Source organism: Chryseobacterium sp. C2(2020) (assembly GCF_014218915.1).
Lineage (GTDB): Bacteria > Bacteroidota > Bacteroidia > Flavobacteriales > Weeksellaceae > Chryseobacterium > Chryseobacterium mucoviscidosis.
In genome coordinates this window covers 13,636-26,219 of sequence record NZ_JACLCT010000003.1, presented here as the reverse complement: position 1 = coordinate 26,219, position 12,584 = coordinate 13,636, and the positions used below count along the sequence as shown (strand labels likewise).

At 36.0% G+C, this 12,584-nt stretch carries 16 protein-coding genes; 11 read left to right on the top strand and 5 right to left on the bottom strand.

Annotated elements, in window-relative coordinates; genetic code table 11:
* Positions 1-27: 27 nt before the first annotated feature.
* A complete protein-coding gene (locus tag H6W52_RS02570; protein WP_116097083.1) occupies positions 28-447 on the bottom strand; it encodes a hypothetical protein in 420 nt (139 codons plus the stop codon).
* 59 nt (positions 448-506) lie between these two features.
* Here H6W52_RS02570 and radA point away from each other — a divergent pair, with 59 nt between their 5' ends.
* From radA to H6W52_RS02550, 4 genes are read left to right on the top strand one after another with little or no spacing between them, the layout of a single operon-like run.
* The gene (gene radA / locus H6W52_RS02565; protein ID WP_076390791.1) at positions 507-1,859 is read left to right on the top strand and encodes a DNA repair protein RadA; all 1,353 of its coding nucleotides are present in this window, start codon (positions 507-509) and stop codon (positions 1,857-1,859) included.
* 23 nt (positions 1,860-1,882) lie between these two features.
* Positions 1,883-2,551: a class I SAM-dependent methyltransferase gene (locus tag H6W52_RS02560; protein WP_228457512.1), complete on the top strand. Its 669-nt coding sequence runs from the start codon at positions 1,883-1,885 to the stop codon at positions 2,549-2,551.
* Positions 2,548-3,255 carry a VanW family protein gene (locus tag H6W52_RS02555; RefSeq protein ID WP_116097079.1) on the top strand — a complete coding sequence of 236 codons (708 nt, stop codon included), beginning with the start codon at positions 2,548-2,550 and terminating at the stop codon, positions 3,253-3,255. Before H6W52_RS02560 ends, H6W52_RS02555 begins: the two co-directional genes overlap by 4 nt.
* Positions 3,252-3,845 carry an ACP phosphodiesterase gene (locus H6W52_RS02550; protein ID WP_116097077.1) on the top strand — a complete coding sequence of 198 codons (594 nt, stop codon included), beginning with the start codon at positions 3,252-3,254 and terminating at the stop codon, positions 3,843-3,845. The genes H6W52_RS02555 and H6W52_RS02550 overlap by 4 nt, the downstream gene beginning before the upstream one ends.
* Before the next feature lie 3 nt (positions 3,846-3,848).
* On the opposite strand, the gene H6W52_RS02545 is transcribed toward H6W52_RS02550, so the two are convergent.
* The 4 genes from H6W52_RS02545 to H6W52_RS02530 all read right to left on the bottom strand — a co-directional run bounded on the left by H6W52_RS02545 (position 3,849) and on the right by H6W52_RS02530 (position 5,202).
* Positions 3,849-4,349 (bottom strand): DUF6702 family protein, encoded by a 501-nt coding sequence (locus H6W52_RS02545; protein WP_116097075.1) that lies wholly within the window; start codon positions 4,347-4,349, stop codon positions 3,849-3,851.
* Positions 4,346-4,648 carry a hypothetical protein gene (locus tag H6W52_RS02540; RefSeq protein WP_108409193.1) on the bottom strand — a complete coding sequence of 101 codons (303 nt, stop codon included), beginning with the start codon at positions 4,646-4,648 and terminating at the stop codon, positions 4,346-4,348. The genes H6W52_RS02545 and H6W52_RS02540 overlap by 4 nt, the downstream gene beginning before the upstream one ends.
* Positions 4,624-4,866, bottom strand: a complete 243-nt coding sequence (locus H6W52_RS02535) for a hypothetical protein (protein ID WP_116097073.1) — start codon at positions 4,864-4,866, stop codon at positions 4,624-4,626. The genes H6W52_RS02540 and H6W52_RS02535 overlap by 25 nt, the downstream gene beginning before the upstream one ends.
* An 84-nt stretch (positions 4,867-4,950) precedes the next feature.
* Positions 4,951-5,202, bottom strand: a complete 252-nt coding sequence (locus tag H6W52_RS02530) for a hypothetical protein (protein ID WP_116097071.1) — start codon at positions 5,200-5,202, stop codon at positions 4,951-4,953.
* A 69-nt stretch (positions 5,203-5,271) separates the two neighbouring features.
* On the opposite strand from H6W52_RS02530, the gene H6W52_RS02525 reads away from it, so the two are divergent.
* From H6W52_RS02525 to groL, 7 genes are all read left to right on the top strand, one after another.
* Positions 5,272-5,850, top strand: a complete 579-nt coding sequence (locus tag H6W52_RS02525; protein ID WP_116097069.1) for a HupE/UreJ family protein — start codon at positions 5,272-5,274, stop codon at positions 5,848-5,850.
* A 68-nt stretch (positions 5,851-5,918) separates the two neighbouring features.
* Positions 5,919-8,303: a M1 family metallopeptidase gene (locus H6W52_RS02520; RefSeq protein WP_116097067.1), complete on the top strand. Its 2,385-nt coding sequence runs from the start codon at positions 5,919-5,921 to the stop codon at positions 8,301-8,303.
* Positions 8,304-8,357: 54 nt separating this feature from the next.
* Positions 8,358-9,080: a hypothetical protein gene (locus H6W52_RS02515; RefSeq protein WP_116097065.1), complete on the top strand. Its 723-nt coding sequence runs from the start codon at positions 8,358-8,360 to the stop codon at positions 9,078-9,080.
* A gap of 78 nt (positions 9,081-9,158) precedes the next feature.
* On the top strand, positions 9,159-10,049 hold the full coding sequence (locus H6W52_RS02510; protein WP_116097063.1) for a hypothetical protein: 891 nt from the start codon (positions 9,159-9,161) through the stop codon (positions 10,047-10,049).
* 147 nt (positions 10,050-10,196) lie between these two features.
* Positions 10,197-10,475 carry a co-chaperone GroES gene (groES, locus tag H6W52_RS02505; protein WP_029295711.1) on the top strand — a complete coding sequence of 93 codons (279 nt, stop codon included), beginning with the start codon at positions 10,197-10,199 and terminating at the stop codon, positions 10,473-10,475.
* A gap of 47 nt (positions 10,476-10,522) precedes the next feature.
* On the top strand, positions 10,523-10,879 hold the full coding sequence (locus H6W52_RS02500) for a four helix bundle protein (protein ID WP_116097061.1): 357 nt from the start codon (positions 10,523-10,525) through the stop codon (positions 10,877-10,879).
* A gap of 74 nt (positions 10,880-10,953) precedes the next feature.
* Positions 10,954-12,579 (top strand): chaperonin GroEL, encoded by a 1,626-nt coding sequence (groL, locus tag H6W52_RS02495; protein WP_116097059.1) that lies wholly within the window; start codon positions 10,954-10,956, stop codon positions 12,577-12,579.
* Positions 12,580-12,584: the final 5 nt, after the last annotated feature.

Genomic DNA, 12,584 nt, shown 5'->3' with positions numbered 1-12,584 from the left:
CAAAGGTAAGTTACTTATAACAACGAACTATTGATCTATGTTATTTTTTGATTTTGCTAAATTTATTTTTGAATATAATCTATCTATTAAAAACATCATCAGTAAAACAAAAAAAGAATTCAGATACATCATGATCATCAAAAGATTTTCATTACTCGAATTGGTAAAATAGGCAAAAGGATTATTCCCTGAAATGATTAAAAATAACAAATAAATAGCTTCAAATAAAATAGCGATCCTAAAAATTGAATGATAACTTTTTCTAAAAATAATCACAGTCAGCAAACCGATTGCAGTAATTACAGAACAAAAGATCAAAATAAAATAAGAATACATTCCAAAGTCTCCACCGGGCAAACTTAGAAATCTCACCGTCCATTCTGTAAACTGAGCATGCAAAAGTGACATTACCACAAAAACCAGCAAACTCAAAAAAATATTTTTCATAGCCGAAAATTAATTAAAATTCGAAAGAAAAATTCAAAAAAAATTTTGAACTTCGCAGTATGGCAAAACTCAAAACAGCATATTTCTGTCAGAACTGCGGAACCCAGTATTCCCAATGGATGGGACAATGCAAAAACTGCGGACAATGGAATACCTTGGTGGAAGAAGTGGTGGAAAAAACTACTTCACACAAGACTCCGCCTTTTTCAAAAACAAAACAGCACGTCATCAATATCGTAGAAGTTGAAACCAATGAAGAACCGAGAATAAAAACACCTTCCGAAGAGCTCAACCGGGTTTTGGGAGGCGGAATTGTTTTAGGATCTGTTACGCTGATCGGTGGAGAACCAGGAATCGGTAAGTCTACCCTGCTCCTTCAATTGGCTTTGAAAATGAAAAAAAAGGTCTTCTATGTTTCGGGGGAAGAAAGTGCTTCTCAAATTAAAATGAGAGCCGACCGTCTGACTGACATCCAAAATCCAAACTGTTTTTTATTCACAGAAACTAATCTGGAAAAAATTCTTCATGAAGCTAAAAAACTGGAGCCCGACTTTGTGATTATCGATTCCATTCAGACATTGCAGTCACAACTGATTGAAAGTTCGCCGGGAACGGTTTCCCAGATCCGCGAATGCTCCAATGAGATTATTAAATACGCCAAAGAAAACAATGTTCCTGTATTTTTGGTCGGTCACATCACGAAAGACGGACAAATTGCAGGACCGAAAGTTCTGGAACACATGGTGGATGTGGTTTTGAATTTCGACGGCGACAGAAATCATCTTTTCAGATTATTGAGAGCCAACAAAAACCGTTTCGGATCCACTTCCGAGATCGGGATTTATGAAATGATTTCTCAGGGTTTAAAGGAAATTAAAAATCCATCGGAAATTTTAATCACCAAAAAATTCGAAGAACTTTCCGGAAATTCTGTAGCCGTGACTCTGGAAGGAAACCGTCCGATGCTGTTGGAAATTCAGGCTTTGGTAAGTACCGCAGTTTACGGAACACCGCAGAGAAGTTCCACCGGTTTTGATGCCAAAAGACTGAATATGCTTCTTGCAGTTCTGGAAAAAAGAGCAGGTTTTCAGTTAGGAGCAAAAGACGTTTTCTTAAATATTACCGGCGGAATAAAAACCGATGATCCGGCTTTAGATTTAGCGGTTGTCGCTTCCATTCTTTCATCCAATGAAGATATTGCCATTTCCGAACATTATTGTTTTGCGGGAGAAATTGGTTTAAGTGGCGAAATCCGTCCGATTGCACAGGCGGAACAGAGAATTACCGAAGCGGAGAAATTGGGCTACGAAAAGATTTTCATTTCTAATCTGAACAAATTACCGAAGAAAAAATTCGGGATTAAAATAGAAGAGGTAAGCAAAATTGAGGATTTTCATGAAAGATTATTTTAATTAAAAACACAAAATATTAAATGATGAAAACCAACATTCTCAATTACTATAATCATCTTGCAAAAACCTATGACGAAAACCGTTTCGGGAATTCCTACGGAAAATACATCGATGATCAGGAAAGAGCATTTTTAAATTCCTTTTTTAGAAATAAAAGTTATTCAAAAGTTCTGGATTTAGGTTGCGGAACAGGAAGATTGCTGAATTTTGCCACTCACGGCGCAGATTTCAGTGAAGAAATGCTGAATATTGCCCGAAAAAAATATCCTGAAAAAATATTAGCCAAAGGAGAAATCTCAAAAATTCCTTTTGCAGATGAATTTGACTGTATTTTCTGTTTCCACGTCATTATGCATCAAAACAGAAAGGAAACAGAAGCTTTTTTAGATGAATGCTTTTCGAAATTAAACAAAAACGGAACTTTAATTTTCGATTATCCCACGAAAAACAGACGAAAAGTTGTTTCTCCACAGGAAGATTGGCACGCAGGAAACAGTTTTACACCCAAAGAAATTTCTGAATTATCCGGAAAACGATGGAAAATTAAAAATTCAACCGGAATTTTACTGTTCCCGATTCATAGAATTCCTAAAAGCCTAAGAAAATATTTTCTTCCGCTGGATATTTTGCTGTGTAAAACATTCCTGAAAAACTGGGCTTCTTATCACATTGTTGTTTTAGAAAAGATATGAGACAGCAATTACGAAAACTCCTTCCACATGGTTTTAAACTACAATTGAAATTATTGAGAAGGTATATTAACGAAAGCAAAACCCAATATTCTTATCCGAAATATTACAGCTCAGAAAATATTGGAGAATATAAAACTGAGCTCCGGCAAATCATCAGGAAAGGAGAATTTTATGAGAACAAACTTCATAATCTGAAAATTGTCGGAGAAAAAATCAACCATCTGATTATTTATCCCAACGAAGTTTTTTCTTTCTGGAAACTGATCGGAAAACCGAATGAGAAAAATAATTTTAAAGAAGGAAGAAATTTAATTAAAAACAATATTTCGAGTGATTTTGGAGGCGGAATTTGTCAGTTTTCTTCAATTTTATACTTTTTAGCATTACAGTCAGGTTTAAAAATCCTTGAAAGATTTCCTCATTCCATAGACATTTATAAGGATCATGAACGTTTTACGCCTTTAGGTTCAGATTGTACCGTGGTTTACGGCTACAAAGATTTACAGTTTCAGAATACGCTTTCGTTTCCGGTTCAGTTGCAATGTTTTGTGAATGATGAAGAACTTTATGTCTGTTTTCTTTCACCGGAAGAAATCGTTTTGAATACAATCAATTTCAATTATTCTGAAACAGAAAACGGAGTGTGGGTTGAAACTTTACAGAACGGTAAAGTTTTGCTTAAAAATTTCTATATTCGTTTATGAATTATTTGGCGCATTCCTTTCTTACTTTTACAGACGGACAGATTGTCGGTCAGTTTTTGGAAGATTTCATTAAAAACAGAGACCGCTATTCTTTTCCGAAAGATATTCAGGACGGGATCACTTTACACCGCGCTATCGATACTTTTACAGATGGTCATCCCGCCATTCATGAAGCCAAAAAAGTCTTTGCCCCATTGGTGAGATTATACGCAGGAGCTTTTGTGGATGTTGCGATGGATTATTTTGTAGCGAATGATTTAAGTCTGAACTCTTTGGAAGGCTGGAAAAATCATTCTCAAAAAGTTTACCGTGTTTTGAATGAAAATTATAAATTTCTCCCCGAAAACTTCAGAATCATGCTTGAAAAAATGGAAGAAGGCGACTGGCTCTACAATTACCGTTTCGAGAAAAACATCGGTTACAGTATGAGAAACGTTCTGAACAAAGCAAAATATTTAAACATTGATATTCCCGTTCATGAAGCTTTTTTAAAAAATAAAGATTTTCTTCAGGAATGTTATGATGATTTTTTTCCTGATTTATTGGAACACGCCAAAGGAATAAATGCACTTTTACAGCTCGAAAATTAATTTTTAAAACTGCTGAAACAAATAACGGTTCGGATAAGTTAATTTTTCGCTTTTCCGGTTTCCGTTAACGATGATGTGGACGATATTGATCTGATCGTCAAATAGATTGTATAAAAAACTTACCGCTGCTTCTACTTTTTTCGGGTTGTCGATTTTTTCAGATTCAAGGTAAATATTTACCGATTCATGATCTTCTTCGTAGCCTACATAATTAACGTTCAGAAATTTATTATTGCCTTTTAGCTTAAAATATTCCGCGGAATAATTTTTAAGAAACTCGTTGAGCTGTGCTTTGAATTTCGCATCGTTGAAATGAAGTGATTTGCTGTATTTATTATTCAGTCCGTTTTCCAGATCATCCAGAAAAAAACGTCCTGTAATTTCAAACGTTTTGGATTTCTGATTGTAATTAATTTCTACAGAACCTACATGATAAGGATGTTTTGCCTTTGTAAAAGAGAAAAATATAATTAAGACGGAAAAGAAGAAAAACAGTTTTTTCATTGTAATAAATCAAGGATTTTTTGTGGGTCTTGTCGCATATCGAAGAACAGAAGAACTTTAATTTTAGTCTCGCTTTCTTTTCGGAAGAACATTCTTACGTGTTTTTTGCCGATTAAAACACTTTTCGTCTTGTGAAAGGAACTTTGAAACTGAGAATATTTTCCATTTTCAAGATCATTTGTTATTCTTTTCACATCTTCTAAGAAAATAACAACTTCACGATTGGTCCAGACTCTCTTAAGAAATTCGATATTTTCGGCTAAAGTTTTTTTTGCTATTTCTGAGAATTCAATCTGCATATTTCTTCATCAATAAACTTAAAGAAATCCTTTTTCGAGATCATGTCTTCATCTTTCAGAGATTCCCCATATGTTTCAATCTCTTCAAAAATATGAGAAGGCAGACCTTCAACCGTTTCATAATTATTTTCTACAATTCTTACTCCTTTCAGTCTTTCTAAAAGCTGCTTAACGAAAAAATAATCTTCTTTATTATCTATTTCTATGGTAAGGTTCATTGTATTGATTTTACACAAAGTTAAAATAAATTATTATTGTAACAATTCAAGGATTTTTTGTGGATTTTGCTACATATCGAAGAACTACTTTCGAGAATATAATTCGCACCTTTTTTTTCTTGCATATGAAAAAAACTCCTCTTCGGAAACCATGTCTTTATCTTCCAGACGATCTGCGTAATCTGCAAGTTTATCAATAAACCATTTCGGTGTTCCGTCTTCATAAAATTCTTCCTCTTCTTTTACAGAAACAGATTTTACACCTTTTATTTTCTCTAAAAGTTGTTTGATAAAGACAAAATCTTCAGCATTTTCTAATTCTATATTAACAAGCATACCATTGAATTTTATAACAAAGTTAAAATAAATTTTGTATCATCGCGTTTCAAAAATAATATTGGAAAAATGCAGGATTTTTTATTCTATCTGAATCTCGGCTGGGAACACATTATTTCTTTGGATGCACTCGATCATCAGCTTTTTGTTCTGGCTTTAATTGCGGTATATTCTTTTAACGACTTAAAGAAAGTCTTAATTCTTGTCACCGCTTTCACCATCGGTCATTCGATTACTTTGGCGTTAAGCACTTTTGATATCATAAGAATCAATTCAAACTGGGTAGAATTTCTTATCCCGCTCACGATTGTTTTAACTTCGCTGAATAATATTCTCATCCGAAATAAAAAACAGTCTCAGAATAACGCTAATTATTATTTAGCCTTAATTTTCGGGCTGATCCACGGAATGGGCTTTGCGAATACCGCAAGAGTGATGATTGCCAAAAGCCAGAGTATTGCCGTTCCTCTTTTAGGCTTCAATATCGGGTTAGAATTGGGACAGATCGCGATTGTTTTCGGGATTTTAATTCTGCTCTTTATTTTGCTTAAACTATTCAAAGTAAACCAGAAAGACTGGATTCTTTTTGTCTCTTCCGGCGTATTTGCTTTATCCTTAAAAATGACATTAGAAAGAATTCCTTTTTAACGCTGAAACATTTTCAAATTTTCAGCTACTTATTATTATATTTGAAAATCTTTAAAACAATTTCGGTTATGAAACTAAAAGTTGCCATACTTTCTCTTTCTGTATTTGCGTATACAGGTTTCACCGCACAGAATATCCAGAACAACCCTGGAAGCAACCACGGAAATAAATTCGAACAGTTAGGAACCATTCTTCCTACGCCCAATATCTACAGAACCGCTTCCGGAGCTCCCGGTCAAGGCTATTGGCAAAACAGAGCCGATTACGAGATCAATGCTTATCTGGACGAAGACAAAAGGAATCTGAAAGGTTCTGAAACCATTACATATTACAACAATTCTCCGGACGATCTGGATTATATCTGGCTGCAATTGGACGAAAACCAACAGTCGACAGTAAAGAAAGCGGACTTCCCTTTCTCTTCTACCCTTCCGAAAGCGACAACAGACCAACAGTTGAAAGCTTCTGAAGTTCCGGCAATCGATAATGGTTACGGAGTAAATCTTGAAAAAGTAACAGATGCTTCAGGAAATCCTTTGAAATATACCGTCAATAAAACTATGATGCGTATTGATCTTCCTAAAGTACTGAAAAAAGGAGAAAAGCTGGTTTTCAAAGTAGACTGGAACTACAACATCCCAAACCGAATGAAAATGGGCGGTCGTGGCGGTTACGAAAACTTCCCTGAAGAAGGAAACGATCTTTATACGATGACGCAATGGTATCCGAGAATGTGCGTATACAGCGATTTCCACGGATGGCAGAATCATCAGTTTACAGGAAGAGGCGAATTTGCTTTGGTTTTCGGAAATTTTAAAGTTTCGATGAATGTTCCCGCAGATCATGTTGTGGGAGGAACAGGAGAATGTAAAAACTATGATCAGGTTTTAACATCTGAGCAATTGGCAAGATATAACAAGTCTAAAACTTCTACGGAACCTGTAGAAATCGTGACTCTGGATGAAGCTAAAAAAGCGGAGAAAAATCATTCAAAGCAGAGAAAAACATGGACATTCGAAGCGAATGACGTGAGAGATTTCGCATGGACTTCTTCAAGAAAATTTGTGTGGGACGGAATGGGCGTTACGATTCCTGAAAACAACAATAAAGTAATGGCGATGAGCTTTTATCCTAAAGAAGCTTATGGATTATACAGAAAATATTCAACCAAAGCAGTTGCGCATACCATTAAAACCTACTCAGAATTTACAATTCCTTATCCGTATCCTGTTGCACAGTCTGTAGAAGCGGCAAACGGAATGGAATATCCGATGATCTGCTTCAATTACGGAAGAACGGAAAAAGACGGAACCTATTCAGAAGGAATTAAAAACGGAATGTTGGGCGTTGTGATTCACGAGGTGGGACATAACTTCTTCCCGATGATTATTAATTCGGACGAAAGACAATGGAGCTGGATGGACGAAGGTTTAAATACTTTCGTGGAATATCTTACAGAAGAAAAATGGGATAATAAATTCCCGTCAAAAAGAGGTCCGGCTTGGACGATCGTGGATTACATGAAACTTCCGAAAGATCAACTAGAGCCAATTATGAGCAATTCTGAAAATATTATTCAGTTTGGTCCGAATGCGTATTCCAAACCGGCAACCGGATTGAATATTCTTCGTGAAACAATCATGGGAAGAGAACTTTTTGATAAAGCTTTTAAAACATATGCGAAAAGATGGGCTTTCAGACATCCTGAACCTGCGGATTTTTTCAGAACGATGGAAGACGCAAGCGGTGAAGATCTGGACTGGTTCTGGAGAGGATGGTTCTACGGAACAGATCCTGTAGATATCGCGATTGATAAAGTGACGATTGCAACTCCGGATTTGAATACTGCTCCAAGAGAAGCCAAAGAAAATAAATATAAAGTTGATAAACCTGCCTTGAATGAATTTGAAGACATTTCAAAAATCAGAAACAAGGAAGACAAAAACATTACGTTCTACGTAGACAAAGACAAGGAAGCACAGGATTTCTATTACAGATACGACAGAGGTCAGGAAAAAGTGGATAACAACAAAGAATACACTTTCAAATTCGAGGGAACCGAACCTTTAACACAGAAAGAAAAAGATAAATTTAAAAATCTTACCGCTTATCAGATTGATTTCGTGAACAAAGGAGGTTTGGTAATGCCGATTATTTTAGAATTTACTTTTGAGGACGGAACAAAACTTACCGACAAATCTTCTGCACAGATCTGGAGAATGAACGAGCAGAAAGTTTCTAAAACGTATTATTTTGAAAAGAAACTGAAATCTGTTCAGCTTGATCCGATGAGAGAAACTGCCGATATTGATACTTCCAACAATTTCTGGAGCAATGACGGCGGCACGGCACAGGTTTCCAAATTCGACCTCTTTAAGCAGAAAGAAGCAGGAAATGCAAGAGGTGCTTCTAACGGAAAAGTAAATCCGATGCAGGCTGCAGGGAAAAAATAAGCCGAAAAGTACTGTAACTTTTACATAAAGGGCACTACTTATTATTAAAAAATCATGAGACTATTTCTGATCCTTTTAATAATGAGCAGTGCCCAATTTTTTGCTCAGAAAACCATTGTTCCAAGTAACGTAAAACCGGAATCGCAATACATTAAAGATGAAATTTCCGATGCAGTATGGTACGCCGCAAAAGGCGACCAGAAAATGGAAATCGGGAAAATAACCTCTGAAGTAAAAAAATTAGACAAAAACAGACTTCTTGTTAAAACTACGGTAAAGATGAATCAGGCTCCGGACAAACCATGGACGGATTCTACGGTGGTTAGAATTTCAGATTTTCAGCCGATGTATCATTCTTCATACAATATGATGAGAGACATGGTGATTAAGTTTGAAAAAAATAAAGCAACAGGATATTATTTCGATAAAAAAGCAAAGAAAAAAGATGTTATTAACGAAAAAATTTCTACTGAATATTTCGACAGTAATGCCTATCCCGCAATCATAAGATTTATGCCTTTAAAAGAAAATATATCCGCAGAAATGCCGATTTTCGATTATAATCCGGCTGCTAAAAAAGGCGTTATAAAAGCCTATGTGGAAAATGTAATCCGAGGAGATCTTAATGGTAAGAAAGTTTGGATCGTAAAAACAACGGATGACATTCAGGACAGAAAGTCTGTAGTCACGTATTATATTGATTCTTCCACAAGGAAGGTTTTAAAACAGGAAATAGATTCCGACGGAAGAAAAATGGTTATGGAATCTGTAAAATAAAAAGATTATTCTTTAAAAGTATTCAGAATCTGGATACTTTTTTTAGATTTGCACCTGATAAAAAACTTTAAAATATCCATGAAAAAACTCAGCCTTTTATTGGTGTTTATTCTTTCAGCACAAAACTTCTTTGCACAATCTCTGCAATTTTATACAGGAAAAAGAGATTTCCTTCCCATAGAAATTCTAATGGAAAACGGCAGTACGAAAAAAGGATTTGCACAAGACTTTATGCTTCCTGATGTTGCAACATTCAGTTTCATGGGAAAAGGACCTAAATATGCCAATTTAGACAGAAAAGAAGTAAAATTTAAATCTTCAAAAAGCGATACCCAAGTACAATTAATCCCTGTTTCTGATATTAAAAGTTTATTGTATACAAATGAAGAAACCCAGGAGCAATTTCAACTGGACAAACGCCTGGTAAAAGAAATCAACAAAGATCAGGAACTGGAATCCGAAGGAAAAGTACTGATGCTTCCTTTGATGGAAAAAGGACTGATAAATCTTTATGGTTACAGAAGCATGATGTGCAAGGCAGATTTTGGAAATAATTATTCCGCAGCTTCCAATGGAAACGAAAACGATTGTCAGTTAACTTATGTAATGGTTTATTTAAGCAAACCAGACGACACCGTTGCCATTGCGCCGGTAGATTATCCTTCATTAAGTCCCTTAGATTTATTTAATCTTAAAACATTATACAAGAAATTCTATACAGCCTATGAAATGGTAGGAGCAGACTGTCCTGAGTTTCTGAAAAAAGTAGATGAAGCAAGACAGAACGATTATTTTTCCAATAAAACTTTTAAGGAAAAGAAAAGAGCAACAGATGACGAAAGAAAAGCAGCACTTAAAGGTAAAAGAGGAGCTGAAGCATCAAAAATAAATATGAAATATAAATCAGCAATATACACTGATATCTATAAAAAACTGATTGACGATTACGAAGATTCTTGTCATCAATAAAATACAAGTCACCTCATTTTTGAAGTGACTTTTTTTCTGCCAAAATTTCCGTTCAAAAAAAATTAGTCTGCCAAAATTTTCTTTTGCCTGTGTTGGCATACAATTAGAGAATTTGAAGACAGAAATAATTAAAAAATTAAATATATTATGTCAGTAAACTTTAAACCATTAGCAGACAGAGTTTTGATCGAGCCGATCGCTGCAGAAACTAAAACAGCTTCAGGTATTATTATTCCGGACACCGCAAAAGAAAAACCTCAGGAAGGTACTGTTGTGGCAGTTGGTCCGGGCAAAAAAGATGAGCCTACAACTGTAAAAGTGGGTGACAAAGTTCTTTACGGGAAATATTCAGGTTCTGAATTGAAATTGGAAGGAAAGGATTATTTAATTGTAAAAGAAGGAGATTTACTAGGAATCATCGGTTAATAGCTTTTTGCTTCTGGCAGATGGCTTTCCGGCATTGAAAATAGTAAATGAGAGATTTCAAAAAATTTGAAGTTTGGCACTTAAGCCATCAATTGACTTTAAAAATTTATACCTCAACCAAAAATTTTCCAAAGGAAGAAATGTTTGGGTTGACCTCTCAAATAAGGAGATCATTTGCTTCTATCGGATATAATATTTCGGAAGGAAGCGGAAGAAATTCAGATAAACAGTTTGCTAATTTCATCAATATTGCGCTGGGATCATCCAACGAAGCAGAAAACCAATTAATTCTTGCTAGAGATTTAGGATACATTAATGAAAATGAATACCAAAATCTTTCAGAAGAATTAACCCTGCTAAAAAAGAAGCTTGTCACGCTTTGGAACAGGCTTAACGGAAATTAAAATCAAATTATAAAAAATAAACCGCGAATTGCTAAAGCCAAAAGCTAAAAGCAAATCGCCAAAAGCTTAAAACAATGGCAAAAGAAATAAAATTCGATATCGAATCAAGAGACGCTTTAAAAAGAGGTGTTGATGCATTGGCTAATGCAGTAAAAGTAACTTTAGGACCAAAAGGAAGAAACGTGGTCATCGAAAAATCTTTCGGTGCACCTCACGTTACCAAAGACGGGGTTTCAGTTGCAAAAGAAATCGAACTTGAAGACAGAGTAGAAAACATGGGAGCGCAAATGGTAAAAGAAGTGGCTTCCAAAACCAATGATATCGCGGGAGACGGTACTACTACCGCTACTGTTTTGGCACAGGCTATCGTAAGAGAAGGTCTTAAAAACGTAGCTGCAGGTGCAAACCCAATGGATTTGAAAAGAGGAATCGACAAAGCGGTTGCAACAGTGGTTGAAAACTTAAAAGCTCAGTCTCAGGAAGTAGGAGATTCTACAGATAAAGTAAAGCAGGTAGCTTCTGTTTCTGCTAACAACGACGAAACTATCGGTGCTTTAATCGCTGAAGCGTTCGGAAAAGTTGGTAAAGAAGGAGTTATCACTGTAGAAGAAGCTAAAGGAATCGATACAACGGTAGACGTTGTAGAAGGGATGCAGTTCGACAGAGGATATCAGTCGCCGTATTTCGTGACGAATCCTGAAAAAATGTTAGCTGAATTGGAAAATCCATACATCCTTTTGGTAGAGAAAAAAATCTCTTCTATGAAAGAATTACTTCCTGTTCTTGAACCAATTGCTCAGGGAGGAAAATCTTTATTAATTATCTCTGAAGAAGTTGAAGGAGAAGCTTTGGCAACTTTAGTGGTAAACAAATTAAGAGGTTCTCTTAAAATTGCCGCGGTAAAAGCGCCTGGATTCGGAGACAGAAGAAAAGCGATGTTGGAAGATATCGCAATCTTAACAGGAGGACAGGTTATTTCTGAAGAACAAGGTTTCACAATGGAAAACATTTCTTTAGATATGTTGGGAACTGCTGAAAAAGTTTCTATCGACAAAGACAACACAACGATTGTAAACGGTGGTGGTGACGACAGCAAAATCAAAGGAAGAGTTGCACAGATCAAAGCTCAGATGGAAACGACTACTTCTGACTACGACAGAGAGAAACTTCAGGAAAGACTGGCTAAATTAGCAGGAGGTGTTGCCGTACTTTACGTAGGTGCTGCTTCTGAAGTGGAAATGAAGGAGAAAAAAGACAGAGTGGACGATGCGCTTCACGCAACAAGAGCTGCTGTAGAAGAAGGTATTGTTGCAGGTGGTGGTGTTGCTTTGGTAAGAGCAATCGCTTCTCTGGAAAGCCTTTCCGGTGCAAATGCAGACGAAAATACAGGGATCAAGATCGTGAAAAGAGCAATCGAAGAGCCATTGAGACAAATTGTTGCCAACGCAGGAGGAGAAGGTTCTGTAATCGTTGCTAAAGTAGCAGAAGGAAGCGGAGATTTCGGATATAATGCAAAAACCGACAAGTATGTAAATATGCTTGAAGCAGGAATCATCGACCCTACAAAAGTGACAAGAGTTGCCCTTGAAAATGCAGCTTCTGTTTCAGGAATGCTTTTAACAACAGAATGTGTAATCACAGAAGTGAAAAAAGACGAACCAGCAATGCCAATGGGTGGCGGAATGCCGGGAATGATGTAGTCATC